The sequence below is a fragment of the Yersinia massiliensis CCUG 53443 genome (assembly GCF_000312485.1).
GTDB classification, from domain to species: domain Bacteria; phylum Pseudomonadota; class Gammaproteobacteria; order Enterobacterales; family Enterobacteriaceae; genus Yersinia; species Yersinia massiliensis.
The window spans coordinates 197,289-217,020 of sequence record NZ_HE997649.1 but is presented as its reverse complement, the minus strand read 5'-3'; the positions used below and the strand labels follow the sequence as shown (position 1 = coordinate 217,020).

Genomic DNA, 19,732 nt, shown 5'->3' with positions numbered 1-19,732 from the left:
GCGTTTGCATGCACATTAACCGGCATTCGCATGAATAATATCGCTAATCACTTGATTCACCGGCGCTAAATCCAGTGACAAGGCATCAGTGATAAAGGCGGGATCTTTACGCACGTCTTTGGCTAGCACTTGTCCGTCAGCATTGGCAGTGTCAACTCTGACGGTAGTTGATAGGCCAATACGCAGCGGATGCTCAGCCAGTTGTGTGGCATCCAGTGCAATACGAACCGGCAAACGTTGCACGACTTTTATCCAGTTACCAGTCGCATTCTGTGCTGGTAAGAGTGAAAAGGCGCTACCTGTCCCCATATCCAAACCGACAACTTTGCCCTGATAAACCACGTCATCACCATAGAAATCAGTGACGATAGTGGCGGGTTGACCAATGCGCATATTGGCTAATTGAGTTTCTTTAAAGTTAGCGTCAATCCATAGCTGCTCAGAGGCCACCACCGCCATTAACGGCGTACCGCTAGTAATTTCAGCACCCACTTGCACACTGCGGCGCGAAACATAGCCGGTGACGGGACTGACAATTTTCGTGCGCTGCAACGCTAACCAAGCATCGCGCAGCTTGGCTGCGGCTTGTTCAACGGCGGGTTGTTTCTCCAATGGCGTATTCAGCACTAACGCTTGGTTGGCGTTGAACTGCTGTATTGCCACATCAAGGGACGCTTGGGCGGCATCAACCGCATCGCGGGCGTGTTGTAATTCTTCTCGGCCAATCGCAGCCGCTGCACCCAGTACGACTCGGCGCTGTAAGTCATTTTGCGCTTGGCTTAATTGTGTCTTTTTCAGCGCAATGTTGGCTTGATACTCTTTGCCATTAATCAGGAGCTGGTGGGTTTGGCGCACACTGCTGGCGAGGGTAGTTTTCGCCTGCTCAAATGCCTGCTCGGCATCAGTGGGATCTAGGGTCACTAAGATATCGCCACTTTTGACAAAATCGGTATTCTCAAAATTGACGCTAATCACGCTGCCCGAAACCTGCGACATAATCTGGACTTGGTTGCCAGAAACATACGCATTATCCGTCTCTTGGTGATGACGCAACACCAAGAACCAATACACTAGGTAAGCGACACCGATAATAATAAAAATGACCGTCAGCAACAGCATCACGCGTTTACGCTGTGTCTTTTTATTATTTTGTGGCTGTTGCGGGGTCTGATTTTCCGCGCTCGTACTCATGGTGTTCTCCACGCCTGTTAGTATTTTATTCTGTGAGCCATCAATGACAGGGGCTGAGGAGCCGCTACCGAATGAACGGATCAAACCAAAAAGGCCAGCAAAATGGCTGCTGGCGGTAAGTTTTACTGACTGCTATCGATATTGTGACTGGCTGATCAACGGTTCATCGTGCCCAATACCTTTGCCTTTTGACGGGCGTGACTCTCCGACTATGTACGAGTGTCATAGCTATTTACCGGAGTAAACTGATGGAATTACTGCTCTGGTATTTCCATTTCATCCAAACGAGTCAGTAACTTACGCGTTAGCGCTTCAAGCTGTTGCTGTTCGTTAGCGTCGAGTGTCGACCAAAGAAAATGCAGACATTTATGCTGTGGAGGGAGCAACTGGTTTAAAAACTCAAGGCCCGCTTCGGTCAAATGCAAGTACAGACAGCGGCGGTCATTTTGGCTTTCGCGGCGCTCAATCCAGCCCTTTTTTTCCAATTCGTCAGCAATGCGGGTGGCGTTAGTACGCGAAGACCCCAGCGCAGCACTTAATTCTGATGGCTGAATACTGTGGCTTTCTTGTGCTTCCAGCGTAATGAGTGCCATAAACAGGGTTTCGTTAATCCCTTGTGCTTTTAGCATTTTGTTGCGGTTTTCCAGCAACTTGCTGTGCATATGCATACACAAACGTGTCAGCAGAATTTCCTGATAGGGGAAATCCTTTTGGCGTTTCGCACGAGAATTAAGCATCTGTTCTATGGGACTAAACGAACTTTCCATTATAAGGAGCCTCATTAATTTCAAATGGTACAGTAACGATAGTTATTAATAATGTAAACGGTATAATTCGATAAATATTTAGCAATTAGTGTTATTCAGTCACTGTTAGTGAGTAATTGGTATCATTAATTGTAGGGATATTATGTTATAGCTCACAATTCAGGAAAATCATTACGACAGAATCATAAGAAGCTTGAATGTTAGACCGTAACTCAGTGCGCCGAGTAAGGTGGCGAAGATAATACTGTTGGTTTTATAAAAGCAGCCACAAATCACCAAAAAACCAATCAGTGTAGGAATGAGCTTCTGCGGGTTATGGACGATCTCCGGCGTACTGGATACCACCAGTAAGGCGCAAATTGAAGCGATACCAATGCTGTCGAGTAACAGGGATATTTTCCCCCGCTGCAAACCTGCTTGCTTACGCGCTGGCCCTAAGCGCAAGGGTAAATAGCGGAACAGATAATTCACGGTTCCCACGACTAAACCGATGATCAAAACATCCGTATTCATGGTGCTGACTCCTGTTGACGCGCCTTATCTTGTTCGGTACTGACTTCAGGTGTGGGTTGAAGCAGGGCCGCTAAGCATCCACCCCCAATGCCCGCTAAAATCGCGACGGGGATAGAGAACAAGAGTGCACCCAGTAATGCCCCTGTCAGCGAGGCAATAACCGTCAGACTGTATTGGCGCTTAAATGACGCCAGCAGGAAACTCAGGAACAGTGCCGGCAACATAAAAGAGAGCGAAGCTTCAATGGCGGGGAAGTTCTCCAGAGGCCCATTACCAAACATCGCCCCGATAGCCGTACCTGCCACCCAAGAAAGCCAAGAAGTAGCAGCGATGCCGAGCATCCAATTTTCGCTCCAGCGCCGTTGGTCATTCATGAGTTTGGTCGTTGCAGCGGCGAAGACTTCATCCGTCAAACCGAAGGCCCACAAAGCTGTTTTTTTACCAGAGAGTTTTGCCAAAATACGGTGTTTGAGGGCCGGTCCATACAAAATATGGCGTATGTCCATTGCCATCACGGTCAAGGCTGAAACCCACAAAGACATGCCGGCGCTCAATAGCGCAGTGATGACAAATTGGCTGGCACCCGCATAGATGATGCAAGAAAAGAAGATGGCTTCCCACGGACTAAAACCAAGTTTTACCGAACTGAGACCAAAGGCAAAAGCCACCGGCAGGTAGCCAATAACGATGGGTAAGCTATCGGTAATCCCCTCGATGAAGGTGGCCGTTGGCTGAGCCGCCGGAGGGGCATCGGTAATTTGGCTTTGCATAAAAATGGATTCATAGGGTAATAAAATACATGGTGTAACATTAACAGAGTGCGAATTGTCTTAATACCCTATAACCCAAATTTATATCTGCCTCGATTATTAGCTAGCTAACTAATCGAGTTATTCGACGGGGTGATCGGCCGCGGGATCGAACCTTTTACCCGCTAGCCAAGTGGCGATATTCAATGTGCAGAGCACCAAACCAGCAGTGGCAACGCCATACCAACCGGCGTGTTGGTAAGCCGCAGCCGAAATTAACGAACCTAATGCCCCACCAATAAAGTAGGTGGTCATATAGCCTGCGGTTAACCGGTTTCTGGCTTCCGGCATCATGCGATATATCACGCTCTGATTGGTCACATGTACTCCCTGTACCGCCAGGTCGAGTATGACAATGCCAATAATCAGCGCGATGATTGAGTGCTGCCCTAAAGCGATAGGTACCCATGACAGTAACAATAATCCCAATCCAACGCTGGTGGTGATGCGAGCTTTTCCCTTATCAGCCAGTTGACCGGCTTTTGTTGCCATCAATGCCCCTGCCGCACCTACCAGGCCAAATAGCCCAATAGTTGCTTCGGAATAACCGAATGGTGGTGAGGCCAGCAAGAAGGCCATTGAGGTCCATAAGACACTAAAGTTGGCAAAAGAGAATGCGCCGAGTAGCGCGCGGGTACGCAGCACTGGAGTACGGATAAACAACGCGAAAATGGAGCTAAGCAATTGGCCGTAATTCAGGCCGGAATGCTGTTTATAGCGAGGTAAGTAACGCCACAACACTAATGCCATGATAAACATCAGCGCACTCGCGACCCAATAAATCGTGCGCCAGCCACCGATGGAGGCTAAAGCGCCCGCGACGGTCCGTGCCAGTAATATCCCCAGCAGCAAGCCGCTCATGATGATACCGACCACTTTGCCGCGCTTTTCTGGTGCGGCTAATGTGGCTGCTAAAGGCACTAATAGCTGGGCCACGACGGAAAACAATCCGGTAAGCGCAGTACCCACAATCATCATGGTGAGGTTTTGCGACATTGCGGTGATCAGCATGCCACCCGCGGCCAATAACGTCATACCCACGATGAGCCCACGGCGTTCAAACATATCCCCCAGTGGCACCAAAAACATCAACCCGACGGCGTAACCGAGCTGGGCGGCCGTCACGATAAATCCGGCCTGATTGACTGAGAGATTAAAGGCTTGCGCGATGGTTTCCAGTAGCGGTTGAGCATAATAGTTACTGGCTACCGCGAGACCGGTCGCGACCGACATCAAGACGATCAAGGTAGGACTTAAACCGGCATTTTGGATTTTTTGTTTCATGATGCAGTATTCTGAATGAAGAAGTCGGACAGTATTAGATAATTAATAATGATAAACCAAGTGATAATTTAACTTTGACGAATTCATTTCGAACCGGATGCATTTCTAATTCCCTCCCAGTGGGATAGGGTGATGGATTATTGAGTGGAATGATTTGAGGTCGGTTTTTATGTCAGAAACAAATGCGCGTTTGGAGATGCAAGGAAAATTGTTCAGCCAAATCAATCCACCGGCACGGTTACTGATGGGGCCGGGACCCATCAATGCCGACCCTCGCGTGTTACGTGCAATGTCCAGCCAACTCATCGGGCAATACGATCCGGCCATGACCGATTACATGAATCAAGTAATGGCACTGTATCGCGGTGTTTTTCGTACTGAAAACCCGTGGACAATGCTCATTGATGGTACTTCCCGCGCTGGTATCGAGGCAGTGTTGCTATCCATTATCCGCCCTGGCGATAAAGTGCTGGTACCGGTCTTTGGCCGTTTCGGCCATTTATTGTGTGAGATAGCCCGCCGTTGCCGCGCCGAGGTTCATGCCATTGAAGTGCCCTGGGGCGAAGTGTTTAGCCCAGACCGTATTGAAGATGCTATCAAGCAAGTGCGCCCGCGCTTGTTGTTGACGGTGCAAGGGGATACTTCAACCACTCTGTTGCAGCCCTTGGCTGAGCTAGGTGAAATTTGCCGTCGCCATCAGGTGTTGTTCTACACCGATGCGACCGCTTCTTTAGGCGGAAACCCATTGGAAACCGATGCTTGGGGGCTAGATGCGGTATCGGCTGGATTGCAAAAATGCCTCGGAGGGCCATCTGGCAGCGCGCCGATCACGCTTAGTCCACAATTTGCCGAACAAATACGTCGTCGCAAATGTATTGAGCAAGGGATTCGCACGCAAGAACATACTGACGGCGATGAAGAGATGATTTACTCCAATTACTTTGATCTGGGCATGATCATGGATTATTGGGGGCCAGAGCGGCTCAATCATCACACGGAAGCGACCAGTATGCTGTTTGCCGCAAGAGAATGTGCCCGCGTCATCTTAGAGGAAGGGCTAGATATTGGTATTGCTCGCCATGCTTTGCACGGCGCGGCGTTACTGGCTGGCGTCCAAGGGATGGGGCTGGCGGTTTTTGGTGATCTCCAGCACCGCATGAATAATGTGCTTGGGGTCATTATTCCTGATGGGATCCACGGCGAACAAGTACGGCAATTGATGCTAAATGATTTTGGTATCGAGATAGGTACTTCATTCGGGCCGCTGAAAGGCAAAATTTGGCGAATTGGCACCATGGGGTATAACGCCCGTAAAGATTGCGTGATGTTGACACTGGTTGCGCTCGAAGCGGTATTGAACCGCCTCGGCTTTTCCACGATTCAAGGGGCGGGATTACAGGCCGCTTGGGGCGTTTATCAGGCCGAGAATGGCGTGACATTACCTTAACGCAGCACAATTTAGGTGCCGACAATCATGATCCGTTGTCGGCAATTTTCAGTTTTCGGCAACGATCAATCTCAGCCACTATCAATTTCAGCCACTATCAATTTCAACAACTATCCGTTTTTGGCCGTCATGACACGATTAAAAATTTGTCGGCATCGCGCCAAGCGGGAAAGGCCTCACGGTAAGTTTGTAATGCTTCCAGCGACAATTCTGCTTCCAATATAGCGGCCTGTTCGGGTTCCGCTTGGGCTAGGATCTCACCCTGCATATCCAAAATCAGGCTATCGCCCTGATAGTGATGGCCGTTATCGTCGTGGCCCACTCGATTACATCCTGCAACGTAAACTTGATTTTCCATCGCACGAGCCGCCAGCAAGGTTTGCCAGACTTTTGCGCGCGCACTGGGCCAATTCGCCACATACAACGCTAAATCATAGTCTTGCTGATTGCGTGACCATACCGGAAAACGCAGGTCATAACAGATTAGCGGCAAAATCCGCCAACCGCGCCATTCCACCACGGTGCGCACTGCACCCGCCGCATAAGATTGGTGCTCACCCGCCATGCGGAATAAGTGACGCTTATCGTAGTGATGAACTTTGCCGCTAGGTTCGACCAGCAGGAAACGGTTAACTGCCCCGCTGGGCGTTTTCACCGCCACACTCCCGCCGATCAGCGCATCTGTTTGGCTAGACCAGTAGCGTAACCAAGTGACAATATCCGCTTCAGGCAAGGTATCTTCTGCCGCATTCATGGAAAAACCGGTGGTAAACATCTCGGGCAGGATGATCACATCGCGTTGGCGTAATGACCCCAGCAGCATGTCAAAATGACGCAAGTTTGCCTGAGCATCTAACCAAACCAACGGCTGTTGCAGCAGGGTCAGTTTTAAAGTTGACATAATCGCTCCGCAGCGGCATCCAGCGTGACATCCTGTTTGGCGAAGCACAACCGGATCAGTTTATGGGGGAAGGGGCCTTCACAGAATACCGATAACGGAATGGCGGCCACCCCCACCTGTTCAGTCAACCATTTGCAGAATTCAACATCATCAAGATCTGAAATCTCGCTGTAATTCGCTAACAAGAAGTAGGTTCCTTCGCTCGGCAATATTTTCAGGCGGCTGGTGGACAGTGCCTGAACGAAGCGATCGCGGCGAGCGCGATAAAATTCGGGCAATTGTTGCCAATGTTCAGGCTCAGCATTCAGCATATCGGCCAATGCCAGTTGCACTGGCGTGCAAACGGAGAATGTCAGGTATTGATGGATTTTGCGGACTTCAGCAGTGATAGCGGCGGGTGCGATGCAATAACCCACCTTCCAACCGGTCATATGAAAGGTTTTACCGAACGAGGAAACCGCGATGGCCCGTTGGCGTAATTGCGGGTGTGCCAGTACGCTGGCATGGCCTGCGGTGCTAAAGCAGATGTGCTCGTACACTTCATCGCTGAGTACATAAATATTGCGCTCGGCAATCACTTGCCACAGCTGCTCAAAATCTGCCGCACGCCATACGGTCGCTGACGGATTATGGGGGGTATTCACGATAACCAATCGCGTACGCTCTGACACCAGATCGGCAAACTCAGCCCAATCGGTGTTAAACGCTGGGGGCTTAAGTGCAATACGCTTGAGAATACCACCCGCCAATTTAACCACTGGCGCATAGCTGTCGTAGCTTGGGTCAAAGCAAATGACTTCATCGCCGGGGCGCACTAATGCGGTAATTGCCGCAAATAGCGCTTCGCTCGCACCGGTCGTAACCGTAATTTCGTTATCAGCATCCGGTTGCCAGCCGTAGACTTTGGCGGTTTTCTCGGCGATGGCATTTCGCAGCGGTGCGACGCCTGTCATCGGAGCATATTGGTTAGCGCCTTGGCTGACATGATAAGCCAAACGTTGTTTTAAATAGTCTGGACCATCAAAATCTGGGAACCCCTGCGACAAGTTAATTGCTTGGTGTTTCTGCGCCAAGGCACTCATTTGTGTAAAGATTGTTGTGCCTTGTGCGGGCAATTTACTGTCTGGAATAAATGATAAAGTGCTCATGGCAGGGAACGACTCCTGATGCTGTATGTTGCCGCCAATATAACACGATGTTAATATTTGGCAATCAAGACGCTTAGATGTATAAACGGCTAAATGACGTATTTCTGCTAAGCATAGATAAAAATGTGCTAAGCATCGTCGTCAGGCTGATTGTCGTGGCAACCTGTCATGGCACACCAACACCACTACGGGATATGCAATGACAGAAAATGCACAACTTGGCGCGCTGTTAGCCGCCTGCCACTGGATCGGCGAAAAGGGCTGGTGCCCGGCGACTGGCGGTAATATGTCCTTGCGGATAGATTCAGAGCAATGCTGGGTCACTGAGTCTGGCAAAGACAAAGGCAGCCTGACTGCCGATGATTTTTTGTTGGTGGAGACCGCCAATAACCATGTCCCTAGCGGTCGTATCCCCTCGGCCGAGACGGGTCTGCATACCTTGCTTTATCGCCTGGATCCTCAAATCAATGCGGTATTACACACTCATTCGGTGAATGCGACGGTGCTATCACGGGTCGAACGCAGTAATGCACTCGTGCTGCAAGGCTATGAAATGCAAAAATCGCTGTCAGGGCAGCGCAGCCACTTAGATAGCGTCGTGATCCCGATTTTTGATAACGATCAGGATATTCCTGCCTTGGCGCAGCGCGTTTTGGCATTAGCGGATAACCGGCCCTTGCAATACGGGTTTTTGGTGCGCGGTCATGGCCTATATTGCTGGGGATCGAGTGTGGCTGAGGCTCGTCGCCATTTAGAAGGGCTGGAGTTTTTATTCCAGTGTGAACTGCAACGGCGGTTGCTTGAAGCTACCCCCACAAATCTGGAGGCAAAATGATTCAGGCCATTGTGACTGATATTGAAGGCACCACCACGGACATCCGTTTCGTTCATCAAGTCTTATTCCCTTATGCACGCGAACGGCTGACTTCCTTCCTGCTTGAGCACCAGCAAGAAGACGAGATTGCCGCATTGCTGGCGGATTTACGCCGTGAACTGGCTCAGCCAGACGCAGATCTTGATACGCTGACTGCGGCCTTACACCAATTTATGGATGAAGATCGTAAATCCACCACGCTGAAAGCCCTTCAGGGCATCATCTGGCGCACTGGCTATCTGCAAGGGGATTTTCGCGGTCATTTGTATCCCGAGGTTGCTCAACAATTGGCTGATTGGCAGCAGCAAGGGGTGGGGCTTTATGTCTATTCATCGGGCTCGGTTGCTGCACAGAAATTACTGTTTGGCTACAGTGATGCAGGGGATTTACGCCCCTTATTCAGCGGCTACTTTGATACCCATGTAGGGGCCAAGCGAGAAGTGAGTGCTTACGAAAATATCGCCAACCAGCTAGGCATTGCGCCTCAATCATTGCTGTTTTTATCAGATATCCGCCAAGAACTGGATGCGGCACAGCTCGCAGGCTGGCATACCTGTCAGTTAATTCGTGACCTCCCTGATAGCGAGAGCCGTCACCGCCAAGTAAACCGTTTCGATCAGATCGGTTTAGCCATTTAACGCGCGAAAAAGGACAAAATAACATGAGCGGATTAACGATTTACAGTGACCAGCAGCCCGATAAATTACTGTGGCAAAGCGACGATGCCAGCGAGATTCAGCAGCAACTGACCGAGATTGGGGTGCGTTTTGAGCGCTGGCAAGCCGATCGTGAGCTGGGAGAGAACCCACAACCAGAGACGGTGATTGCGGCTTATCAGCATGAAATTGACCGGCTGGTGGCTGAGAAGGGCTATCAGAGTTGGGATGTGATCAGCATGCGCCCCGATAACGCGCAGCGCGAAGTTTTGCGTGAGAAATTTTTGTCTGAGCATACGCACGGTGAGGATGAGGTACGATTCTTCGTCGAGGGCTATGGGCTATTCTGTTTGCATCTGAACGGAAAAATATACCAAATCTTATGTGAAAAGAATGACCTACTGTCCGTGCCCGCCAATACACGCCATTGGTTCGACATGGGGTCAGAACCGAATTTTACTGCCATTCGGGTGTTTGATAATCCGGAAGGGTGGGTGGCGAATTTTACCGGGGATGGGATAGCGAGTCATTATCCTCGTTTGAAGTAATCCTCTTCGTCCTTGACGCTGCAGGGTTGTTAGCTTCGCTCACTTACCCGAATCACTTACTTGAGTAAGCTCATCGGGATGCGTTTGCTTGCTGCCTACCTGCAACGTCAATGACTTTGAGGATTTGTTTGTCAGTTTGATGTTGAGGTTTTATCTGTCAGCTTGATGCGGCTGGAAGTATCCGGCGACGACTTGCTCTGGCGTGATAACACCGCTATCCAACACCCAACCGCTGATCAGTGCCGCTGGTGTGACATCAAACGCTGGGTTATACACGGCGGCATCTTGCGGTGCCCACTGGCAATGACCAAAACTCCCCGAGACACCCATTACTTCACTGGCAGCACGCTGCTCAATGGGGATTGCCGCGCCGTTAGGGCAGGCAGGATCATGAGTGGTATGCGGGGCGGCAACGTAGAAAGGAATACGATGGTAATGTGCGAGCACCGCGAGACTGTAAGTGCCAATTTTATTCGCGACATCACCATTGGCGGCAATACGATCCGCCCCGACCCAAACGGCATCCACTTGACCCTGTGCCATCAAGCTGGCCGCCATCGAATCACAAATCAACTGATATGGAATACCCAACTCACCCAATTCCCACGCGGTTAGCCGCCCGCCTTGCAATAAGGGACGAGTTTCATCGACCCAGACCTGACGGACATTGCCTTGTTGATGCGCACGCAGTAACACGCCGATAGCGGTACCGATACCCGCAGTGGCTAAACCACCGGTATTGCAGTGGGTGAGTAGGTTACTGCCCGGTTTCACTAATGCTGCGCCATGCTGAGCAATGCGCTCACACAATTCACGGTCTTCATCCACGAGACGTAGCGCTTCATGAGCCATCGCCGTCACCCAATCGGCTTGCAGCAGAGCTTGTTGCATCCGTGCCAGATTATTCATCAAATTGACGGCAGTAGGACGAGATTCTCGCAAGGCAATCAACGCTTGTTCAAGTTGAGCTTGCGACAAACCACGAGCGGCTAACAAAGCGAGTAAAAGGCTGGCAGATAGCCCAATCAACGGCGCTCCACGGACTCGCAAAGTTTGAATATGCTCAATCAGCAATGCCACTGTATCGGCTAGCAGCCATACCTGACGTTGCGGCAATGCCTGCTGATCAAGTATCCAGAGCTGACCATCAACAATTCTTAAGCTGGTCGTCTGTAAATCGGTGGTCTGGAAATCGATTATCTGTAAATCGCTGGTCTGTGAGTCGTGCCTGTTAAAAGTCTGCATTGTCAGTTAAATCCATGTTGCGTTATTGCATCTGGTTTCTAATTCTGCCAACATGCATTTCAGATGTATAGACGTCCATACGCTTTTACGCCTAAATAAGAAATGTTTTTACTTTAACGCATAATGATTTCACGGCTAAGTAAATAGTTGGCGGTGAGTAGAACAGAATCAGAATAGAACAAAGAGGTTGAGAATGTCGCGCTACTATACCTTTACTGCTGCAGATGCCGTTGAATACGCTCGCCAATTTGGTCAAGTGGCTGATCCACAGACCTTGATTTCAGCGGATGAAATTGGGGACGGTAACCTCAATCTCGTGTTTAAAATCCGTGATGCCGCAGGTGTTAGCCAAGTGATTGTTAAACAGGCGCTGCCCTATGTGCGCTGTGTTGGTGAATCTTGGCCATTAACGCTGGATCGCGCCAGAATTGAGGCCGAAACCTTGCTGACACATAGCCAATTCTGTCCAGACCATACGGTGAATGTCCTGCATCACGATGCGGAACTGGCTGTCATGGTGCAAGAAGACTTATCCGACCATCAAATATGGCGCAGTGAACTGATTCAGGGGAAATATTACCCGCAAGCAGCATCCCAACTAGGTGAATATCTGGCGCAAACTCTGTTTCATACCTCGGATTTTTATCAGTCAGCACAAGCTAAAAAAGCGGCCGTAAGTCGCTATACCAACCCTGAATTGTGCCAAATCACTGAAGATCTGTTCTTTACTGATCCGTATATCGATCATGAGCGTAATAATTTTGATCCAGCATTATTGCCGGATGTGCTGGCATTACGGCAGGATAACGCACTGAAACTGGCGGTGGCTTCGCTTAAACATCGCTTCCTCACTAAGGCAGAAGCATTGCTGCACGGGGATATCCACAGCGGGTCAATTTTTGTTGCCAAGGGGCGTCTTAAAGCCATCGATGCTGAATTTGGTTTCTATGGCCCAATCGGATTTGATATTGGCACTGCATTAGGGAATTTACTGCTTAATTATTGTGGATTACCGGGTTTGTCTGGCCCACGAGATGCGGCAGCAGGCCGTGAGCAACGACTCGCGGATATTCACCTTATTTGGGATACATTTGCCCACCGCTTTTTGGCATTAAGTCAGGAAAAAACGCAAGATTCGGTATTGGCGACACCAGGTTATGCGCAACAATTTCTGCAACAGGTTTGGGTTGATACAGTGGGTTATTGCGGGAGTGAGCTGATTCGTCGCACCATTGGTTTGGCACACGTGGCTGATTTAGACAACATTGCTGATGAGGAGATGCGCCGCGCTTGCCAACGCCAATCACTGAGATTGGGGGCGACATTAATATTAGCTGCACCACATATTGATGGAATTAATGACTTGGTGTCTCGTATTCGCCAAAATGGATAACTAAGCCGTTGTCATCAACGCGAGAATAAGTGTATTTGTCATCAATGAAACCTGCTAATTAATGCAGGTTTTTATTTTTATATATTATATATGAGGAGTTGACATGTGTTTTGTACGGCTTGTTAGTCTTGTTTTTTTATTTTGATATTTTTTTATAATCTCTCGTTATATTAATTTTATTCTGTTTTTTATATTTAAATGGGTTTTTTATTTTTACTCCATAATATTCATTGAGTTATGCTGTTATCTTGCAATTAATGTCGAATGATATCTTTTTGAAATTATATTTTATAACAACTTACTATTATTTAATGTTATTGATTTATTATTTATCTTAAATAACTATTTGTGATAAATATCTCCGCTACATTAGGCTGATACACCAAAGGGTGAATTAAATTCTCGAAAGGGATACCTATTAATGGATTTTTTATAGCCAATGTAATTGCCAATTGAATGCGGTTAATTTTTCGGGCCAACAATAAATAATAATAACGGTTATTGTTTTGGTTGGTATTGTTTCTATAATATATGAGCGTATTGGTATGCGACATTTTCTTTGTCCCGAAAATTTATTTCCTCATCAATTATTGAAGATTAGCATAATACTGACTATTGTTTTTTTTTGCTCGTCACTCATTTCTGCGCCGCCAATAAGACAGGTGCCTAATGCGGGTGCGATTGGCAATGAAATACGGCAAACGACGATAGAGCCATTACTTGCGCCTCATTCGGCAGAAATTATACTCCCACGATCAATTCCCTTTTCGCTCGCTGAAAGCCCTCGTGCGTCAAGTAAAGTCACTTTACGCGAGGTAAGAATAGAGGGCGATACATTCTTGTTGTCTGCCAAGCAGTCATATTCCGCAGGGCGTGACCAAAAATTGCAAGCCGTTATTGCTCCTTGGTTAGGTCGGTCATTAACATTCTCTGATTTACAAATGATGGTCTTGGCAATAACGCGTTTTTATCGCCAACAAGGCTGGATCGCGGCTCAGGCAATATTACCCCCGCAAAGGGTTCGTGATGGTATTGTTGTCGTGCGTGTGATTGTAGGAAAATTAGATAAACCTGATGTGAATAATCAGAGCCGATTGAATTCGTCATTTGCGACCGCTGTGATCGAGAGTAATAGTTGTATTAGAAAAGTAGGTTTTTTCGGTGAGAAAGATTGTTCGGCTTCACCCGCTGAATTATCACATATCGAGCGTACGGCGCTCATACTGAACGAAATACCCGGCATCGCCGCTTCTTTGGCCTTGAAACCGGGTACAGAACCCGGCACGACACGCATATATGCCGACATTACACCAGACAACATCGCCATGGGTTACCTCGGGCTGGATAATCAAGGGAATGATTATTCTGGGCATAACCGGTTATTAGCGGGGGGCGCCGTCAATAACCTGACGGGTTGGAGCGACCAACTGCGCACAGATCTTATTGTATCCAGTTCGACAGACGTTTTTAATGGGCGATTAGATTATAACTTTCCAATTAATAGTTATGGTACTCGTGCGGCACTTGATTATAGCCATCTCAATTATACCTTGACTGGACCTTTCGAACCTTTAAATGCACATGGTCATGCCAATACATGGGGCGTTAATTTACGCCACCCATGGATACGTCATTCCGCAGCACGAATTGATGCCAATGTTGGCTACTATTACAGCCGAATGCGTGATTCGCTCATTATTATTCCCGAGCAAAAACGCAACCTTAATGCAGGTGAAATAGGTGTGAGTGGTCGTTTTTCTGCATTATATCGTGGGATCAGCCATTTTAATTTATTGGGGACGGTAGGACATCTTTCATTGGATGACGAATATAGCCAAATCATCAATAGCGTTTCCAATATTAGTGGTGACTTTGCGCGTTTGAATTATCGTGTTGCTCATGATCAAGGACTTGGACCTTATTTCTTTTTCTTCAACCAATTGAGTGGGCAAATGGCCAGTAAAAATCTGGATAGCTCACAAAAGTTATTATTGGGCGGGCCATTAGCGGTGCGAGCCTATGGTATTGGTGAAGGTTCCGTGGATAAAGGCGTGTTGTTCACGACAGAGTTACGGGCTCGATGGCAACCTAAGTTGCCCACATGGGTGGGTGAGGGAAATCACATTACCTTTGCTGCATTCTTCGATCAGGGCTGGGGGGCTTATTATCGCCAACCTATCGCGAGCCTGTCAGAAAATAATATTAATTTATCGGGGTTTGGCTCCTATCTTACTTTCGCACGTCCAGCCGATTATTCCTTGAATTTGATTTGGGCGCATCGAACCGGTCAGGCTGTGGCACGCAATCCGGATAACGATCAGTTTTGGCTCAGCGCTTACAAAATGTTTTAGCGCTTACCGGCATATCTGTCGATTTATTGGATGTGAATCATGAACTGTAAATTGTACAAACTTATTTTCTGCCGCCGATTGGGATGTTTAGTCGCTGTGGGGGAGTTCATCCGCGCCTGTGGCAAATCGTTTTCATCAGCAAGCAGGGCAGTGATTAAAGATAAAAATCCTAAGCCAGGAATATTAAATCGCCTAGCCATGCTAGTGGGATTCGTTTTAGGTACATTGCCTTGGCGTTTATTAGCCCATCCTCCCTTACCCGTTAACGGCAATATTGTTGTTGGGCTAGGTGAAATGAATATTGATAACCGTACTCTCACTGTGACACAGCAAACCGATAAATTAGCCATTAATTGGGGGAGCTACGACATCGCTCAGGGACATAGTGTGACTTATCACCAGCCGAGCAGCCAGAGTATGGTTTTGAACCGCGTATTGGGTAACAACGGGTCACAAATACACGGCAGGCTGAGTGCGAATGGGCAGGTTTTTCTCCTCAATCCGAATGGTGTTCTCTTCGCGAAAGGTGCGGAAGTAAATGTGAGGGGGCTAGTTGCTAGCACTAAGTCAATGTCAAATCAGGATTTTATTGGTGGAAACTACAAGCTGACAAGTAGCAGGCTCGAGGGGCGAGTCGTCAACCAAGCCAATTTAAGTGCTACCACAGGGGGATATATCGCGCTGGTTGGGTTGCAGGTGGATAACCAACACTCAGGTTTTATTGATACCCCCCAGGGGAAAACGCTCTTCACGGCTGGGCAAAACGTCACGCTTAATCTGGATGAGGGCAATTTAATCGGTGTACAAATTCAGGGGAGGCAAGTGGCGACCTTGCTACAAAATGGGGGGTTAGTGAGGGCCGATGGCGGTGTTATTCAACTGACGGCCCATGGTAAAGAGGCATTAATGGATACCGTGATTGATAACACCGGTATTTTACAGGCACGTGGATTAGTCGAAAAAATGGGCGTTATTCATCTCGATGGTGGGGATGACGGGGTCATAAGCCAGCGAGGGGCGATCGATGTGAGTAACCCACAGGGACGTGGGGGGCGGGCGGTTCTTGAGGGGCAACGAATTCGTTTGGTCTCAGGCAGTAAAATTGATGTGAGTGGTTTTGCTGGGGGCGGCACCGTTTTGGTTGGAGGGGAGTGGCAGGGCAAAAAGAGTCAGCTAAGGAATGCTCATTCTGTCGTTATGGAGAAAGGCGCGCACATTGATGCTTCTGCCTCCCGTCTTGGGCCGGGCGGAACGGTGGTGTTGTGGTCTGAACGGTACACCCATTTTGAGGGGAATATCGCGGCTAGAGGCGGGGGCCAATCAGGGCATGGCGGACAGGTGGAAACCTCCAGTACGCAGATTTTAACCGCTTTGGGCCAGATTGATGTTGCTTCGCTAAATGGCCGCAAGGGGCGTTGGTTGCTTGATCCGGCTGAGGTCACTATCGTCGGCGATGGTAATGAGAGTGGAACATTTATTCAAACTGGTGAGATTCCAGCAGGATATGTATCAAATGCACAGGTTTTCACCCCGACGGCAAACGTATCTCAAATATTAAATAGCAGTATTAATGCTCAGCTTGATGCGGGATCTAATGTCACTATTACAACCAGTAATCGAGATTTGGTTGATAATTGTCGCTGGTGCAATATCACACTCAGTGCAGATATCAATAAAACAGCGGGCACAGAGGCAACGCTAACATTACTGGCTGATGGCAATATTGAGATTGATAATAATATTACTTCTAGTATGGGAAAGTTGAATCTTAATTTATTGTCAGGTAATTCGACAGTCGATTCCACCATTACCTTAAATAATAGCCGTGTGATATTGAATGAAGGTGATCTTCTCGCTAGGCATGCCAAAGAAAATAACACGGCCGGTATTATCCTCATGGGCGGACAATATACTGTCGGCAACCTGACGCTAGAAGGAAATTCTGGTGTGGCTTCACAAGTGGGAGTGAATATCAGTCAGTCAGCGAATATTACTGTGGCGGGTGAAGCAAAAATATTGGGCGAGAGCAGCAATAGTAATGGGCAAGGGTGGCGGGGTATCGAGATATCCGATAATTCCACACTCGCCAGTGCCGGTAATATGACCTTCGTTCTGACCTCAAACTCTAAAGCGACATGGGTCAGTTCATTCTCAAATGCAACAATTAGCAGCGAGAAGAATATCTCATTTCAGGCTAATGGCAGTGCATGGGGAGGGATGGCTTTCGATGATTCGACTATCACGGCTCACTCTGGCGATATCACTATCCACTTCAATGGCACTATTCTGACGCCTACTAACCAGGCCGTCATGTTCAATGGTTCAACCGTCAGTGGTCAAAATATCAGTCTGGAGGCTAAAGTCTCTGGGGCAGAGGGTATTTCATTGAGTAATAGTCAGTTGACGGCAACGCTAGGGGATATTAATGCGAATGTGACTTCGACGAATAAAGGGGTTTGGCTAAATTCAAATACAACATTAGGGGCTAATGGCAATATCGCTTTGGTTGGCATAACAAGTGGAAGCGAAACAGGGATCACTATCCAAGGTAATTCAGATGCCTTACGTAATAATATTTCTGCTCAAGGGAATATCACCCTGATAGGTGAAAGCAGCAATAGCAGTCATCAAGGCACTTCTATTGTCATATCAAATGCCAGTCTGACCTCTGTTGGGAATAATATTGAGATTAACGGTTCATCTGCCGGCGCTGGCTATGTGCATTTAGCTAATTTTGATTTGAATGCCGCAGCGGGGAATGTCTCTATTAATGCTGAAACATTATCGGCATTACCTGAAGCGCAAAGCGCGGCATTAAGCTTGGAGGGAAATAACACCATCAATGCTAAGAATGGGGTATTTATCGGCCAAGCACAGAATACGGCGCAGGGGGCGGGAATAGGATTTAGGGCCAACACCACGTTATTTACTCGAGGGAATATCGCCTTCCAAGGGGAGACTGAAGGCGCGGGTAGTGGGCGAAAAGGCATCGATTTCTCTGGTGACAATACACTGAACATTGCCAAGGGCAGCCAGCTTTCTTTTTTGGGTAAAAACAACGGCGTACAAGAAGATAGCGCGGGTGGCGATGGCATCACGCATTCTGGTTCCCCCCCATTAACCGTGAATAATGATGGTGTATTGATGATGGAGGGGCGATCAGTCAGTGGCACTGGCCTTGATTTTTTCACCAATAATAACACCCTGATATTGAGCGGTGAGGGTGACACTTTAATCCAAGGGAGTAGTCATGCTCGCTCGGGCGTCGCGCTTTCTGGCATCGAGAATAATAGTAACGGCTCGGTGAGAATCGATGGGAAAAGTATACAAGGAAGCGGTGCGCATCTTTTCAATTCAGACCATCAAATTAGTCGTATTAACATCACCGGTCATTCAACTGAGGGGGAAGGTCTGAGAGTGAGTGGTAATGCCACGATATTAAAGAGCACATTGACCGGTGTTTCGATGAATGGCAGTGGGGTCAAAATTGATTCAGCGCTTAACACCAACAGTATTACGCTCACCGTATTAGATAATTCAACACTCGATGGCAGTACGACGAATGGCAAAGGCGTTGAGATAACCAGTGACATTAAAGGGGTACACCAAAGCCGTATCAATGGCACCACCGATGGAACAGGTGTTGGTATTGATATCGCGCAGAATTTACATGTTACTGGCACCAGTCAGGCTGATCTTTTGACGCTGCAGGGTGCGGCTGTCGCAGAGACAGGGACGGGGATAAAACTCCAGGGGAATAATGATTTAAGTAATACCAGTCTCAGTGGCACTACGGTGAATGGTACCGCCTTGGTGATCATCGAACCAGTGACCAACAAAGGAAAAGGCAAGGCAACCTTTAGTGGTACTGCATCTAAATCCGGTACTGGGGTAGAGGTCAGTGGCATGCTGGCCGACATTGTGGTGAGTGGTCATTCGGCAAACGGCAGTGGGGTGATAGTGAGCGGTGAAACGACACTGGCGAACACCACCCTGACGGGGAACAGTGCAGATGGCACGGGCGTGAATATTAGTGGCAATCTCACGGGCAGTGAAAACAGCGTGGTGCTTGGCGATACGGTGAATGGCACTGGCGTGAATGTTGGTCATGATGTTGATCTTACTGGGAGCGCAACCACGGATTTGCTGGAGATAACCGGCAATGCCAGCGGTGAGAGCGGAACCGGCGTGAAGCTTAACGGCAACAATACGCTGGATAACGTGTCGTTAGCGGGCGAAGCCACGAATGGCACCGGCATGAATATCAGCGGGCCAATAATCAATCATGGCAATACGGCGGTGAACGGCAAATCGACGGAGGGTGATGGAGTACGGCTCAATGGCGCGGTCAGGGGCGGCACGGTCAACGGCAGTTCGACCAATGGCAGCGGCGTGAAAGTGACGGGTGACACGGTGTTGGATAACGCCACCCTCAACGGCAGCAGCGCAGAGGGGACTGGGTTAGATATCCATGCCAATATCACCGGCAGTAACGGCAGTGGTGTTCAGGGTAATACGGCCAACGGCACCGGCGTGGCGGTGGGTAATGACGTTGAACTGACTGGCGCGCAGACAACAGACCTGCTCAGCGTGAGCGGCAATGCC

15 protein-coding genes are annotated in these 19,732 nt (G+C 48.6%); 7 read left to right on the top strand and 8 right to left on the bottom strand.

All coding sequences use genetic code 11. From position 1 onward, the window contains the following. Positions 1-15 precede the first annotated feature (15 nt). From emrA to BN68_RS20065, 5 genes are all read right to left on the bottom strand, one after another. Positions 16-1,191: a multidrug efflux MFS transporter periplasmic adaptor subunit EmrA gene (gene emrA, locus BN68_RS20085; RefSeq protein ID WP_019212987.1), complete on the bottom strand. Its 1,176-nt coding sequence runs from the start codon at positions 1,189-1,191 to the stop codon at positions 16-18. A gap of 254 nt (positions 1,192-1,445) precedes the next feature. Then, positions 1,446-1,958: a transcriptional repressor MprA gene (mprA, locus tag BN68_RS20080; protein ID WP_019212986.1), complete on the bottom strand. Its 513-nt coding sequence runs from the start codon at positions 1,956-1,958 to the stop codon at positions 1,446-1,448. 171 nt (positions 1,959-2,129) lie between these two features. Further along, positions 2,130-2,471 carry an L-valine transporter subunit YgaH gene (gene ygaH / locus BN68_RS20075; protein ID WP_019212985.1) on the bottom strand — a complete coding sequence of 114 codons (342 nt, stop codon included), beginning with the start codon at positions 2,469-2,471 and terminating at the stop codon, positions 2,130-2,132. Continuing rightward, a complete protein-coding gene (locus BN68_RS20070; protein ID WP_019212984.1) occupies positions 2,468-3,241 on the bottom strand; it encodes an AzlC family ABC transporter permease in 774 nt (257 codons plus the stop codon). The genes ygaH and BN68_RS20070 overlap by 4 nt, the downstream gene beginning before the upstream one ends. A gap of 120 nt (positions 3,242-3,361) precedes the next feature. Continuing rightward, complete coding sequence (locus BN68_RS20065) at positions 3,362-4,564, bottom strand: MFS transporter (protein ID WP_019212983.1); 1,203 nt, start codon at positions 4,562-4,564, stop codon at positions 3,362-3,364. 169 nt (positions 4,565-4,733) lie between these two features. Between BN68_RS20065 and BN68_RS20060 the strand changes: the two genes are divergently transcribed. Further along, positions 4,734-6,011 carry a pyridoxal-phosphate-dependent aminotransferase family protein gene (locus tag BN68_RS20060; protein WP_019212982.1) on the top strand — a complete coding sequence of 426 codons (1,278 nt, stop codon included), beginning with the start codon at positions 4,734-4,736 and terminating at the stop codon, positions 6,009-6,011. 127 nt (positions 6,012-6,138) lie between these two features. Here the strand turns inward: BN68_RS20060 and BN68_RS20055 are convergent, their stop codons facing one another. Together BN68_RS20055 and BN68_RS20050 are read right to left on the bottom strand one after the other, a co-directional pair. Continuing rightward, complete coding sequence (locus tag BN68_RS20055) at positions 6,139-6,912, bottom strand: amidohydrolase (RefSeq protein ID WP_019212981.1); 774 nt, start codon at positions 6,910-6,912, stop codon at positions 6,139-6,141. Beyond that, complete coding sequence (locus tag BN68_RS20050) at positions 6,900-8,060, bottom strand: pyridoxal phosphate-dependent aminotransferase (RefSeq protein WP_019212980.1); 1,161 nt, start codon at positions 8,058-8,060, stop codon at positions 6,900-6,902. Before BN68_RS20050 ends, BN68_RS20055 begins: the two co-directional genes overlap by 13 nt. A 199-nt stretch (positions 8,061-8,259) precedes the next feature. Here BN68_RS20050 and BN68_RS20045 point away from each other — a divergent pair, with 199 nt between their 5' ends. The 3 genes from BN68_RS20045 to BN68_RS20035 are packed head-to-tail and all read left to right on the top strand — an operon-like array spanning position 8,260 to position 10,138. Next, positions 8,260-8,895: a methylthioribulose 1-phosphate dehydratase gene (locus BN68_RS20045; RefSeq protein WP_042807009.1), complete on the top strand. Its 636-nt coding sequence runs from the start codon at positions 8,260-8,262 to the stop codon at positions 8,893-8,895. After that, positions 8,892-9,572 (top strand): acireductone synthase, encoded by a 681-nt coding sequence (mtnC, locus tag BN68_RS20040; RefSeq protein WP_019212979.1) that lies wholly within the window; start codon positions 8,892-8,894, stop codon positions 9,570-9,572. The genes BN68_RS20045 and mtnC overlap by 4 nt, the downstream gene beginning before the upstream one ends. Before the next feature lie 23 nt (positions 9,573-9,595). Beyond that, positions 9,596-10,138, top strand: coding sequence for a 1,2-dihydroxy-3-keto-5-methylthiopentene dioxygenase (locus BN68_RS20035; RefSeq protein WP_019212978.1), 543 nt, complete (start codon positions 9,596-9,598; stop codon positions 10,136-10,138). 150 nt (positions 10,139-10,288) lie between these two features. On the opposite strand, the gene mtnA is transcribed toward BN68_RS20035, so the two are convergent. Further along, on the bottom strand, positions 10,289-11,383 hold the full coding sequence (gene mtnA, locus BN68_RS20030; RefSeq protein ID WP_019212977.1) for an S-methyl-5-thioribose-1-phosphate isomerase: 1,095 nt from the start codon (positions 11,381-11,383) through the stop codon (positions 10,289-10,291). Positions 11,384-11,576: 193 nt separating this feature from the next. Here mtnA and mtnK point away from each other — a divergent pair, with 193 nt between their 5' ends. The 3 genes from mtnK to BN68_RS20015 all read left to right on the top strand — a co-directional run. Then, positions 11,577-12,776, top strand: coding sequence for an S-methyl-5-thioribose kinase (mtnK, locus tag BN68_RS20025; RefSeq protein WP_019212976.1), 1,200 nt, complete (start codon positions 11,577-11,579; stop codon positions 12,774-12,776). 545 nt (positions 12,777-13,321) lie between these two features. After that, entirely contained in the window at positions 13,322-15,127 is a 1,806-nt protein-coding gene (locus tag BN68_RS20020) for a ShlB/FhaC/HecB family hemolysin secretion/activation protein (protein ID WP_042807008.1), read from the top strand. 39 nt (positions 15,128-15,166) lie between these two features. Continuing rightward, positions 15,167-19,732, top strand: a 4,566-nt coding sequence (locus BN68_RS20015; RefSeq protein ID WP_042807007.1) for a two-partner secretion domain-containing protein, incomplete at its 3' end; no start/stop codon positions are given.

What these genes read in the sequence shown, in the direction of transcription:
- emrA (WP_019212987.1), bottom strand. Translation starts at nt 1,191, where the DNA reads ATGAGTACGAGCGCGGAAAATCAGACCCCGCAACAGCCACAAAATAAT.
- mprA (WP_019212986.1), bottom strand. Translation starts at nt 1,958, where the DNA reads ATGGAAAGTTCGTTTAGTCCCATAGAACAGATGCTTAATTCTCGTGCG.
- ygaH (WP_019212985.1), bottom strand. Translation starts at nt 2,471, where the DNA reads ATGAATACGGATGTTTTGATCATCGGTTTAGTCGTGGGAACCGTGAAT.
- BN68_RS20070 (WP_019212984.1), bottom strand. Translation starts at nt 3,241, where the DNA reads ATGCAAAGCCAAATTACCGATGCCCCTCCGGCGGCTCAGCCAACGGCC.
- BN68_RS20065 (WP_019212983.1), bottom strand. Translation starts at nt 4,564, where the DNA reads ATGAAACAAAAAATCCAAAATGCCGGTTTAAGTCCTACCTTGATCGTC.
- BN68_RS20060 (WP_019212982.1), top strand. Translation starts at nt 4,734, where the DNA reads ATGTCAGAAACAAATGCGCGTTTGGAGATGCAAGGAAAATTGTTCAGC.
- BN68_RS20055 (WP_019212981.1), bottom strand. Translation starts at nt 6,912, where the DNA reads ATGTCAACTTTAAAACTGACCCTGCTGCAACAGCCGTTGGTTTGGTTA.
- BN68_RS20050 (WP_019212980.1), bottom strand. Translation starts at nt 8,060, where the DNA reads ATGAGCACTTTATCATTTATTCCAGACAGTAAATTGCCCGCACAAGGC.
- BN68_RS20045 (WP_042807009.1), top strand. Translation starts at nt 8,260, where the DNA reads ATGACAGAAAATGCACAACTTGGCGCGCTGTTAGCCGCCTGCCACTGG.
- mtnC (WP_019212979.1), top strand. Translation starts at nt 8,892, where the DNA reads ATGATTCAGGCCATTGTGACTGATATTGAAGGCACCACCACGGACATC.
- BN68_RS20035 (WP_019212978.1), top strand. Translation starts at nt 9,596, where the DNA reads ATGAGCGGATTAACGATTTACAGTGACCAGCAGCCCGATAAATTACTG.
- mtnA (WP_019212977.1), bottom strand. Translation starts at nt 11,383, where the DNA reads ATGCAGACTTTTAACAGGCACGACTCACAGACCAGCGATTTACAGATA.
- mtnK (WP_019212976.1), top strand. Translation starts at nt 11,577, where the DNA reads ATGTCGCGCTACTATACCTTTACTGCTGCAGATGCCGTTGAATACGCT.
- BN68_RS20020 (WP_042807008.1), top strand. Translation starts at nt 13,322, where the DNA reads ATGCGACATTTTCTTTGTCCCGAAAATTTATTTCCTCATCAATTATTG.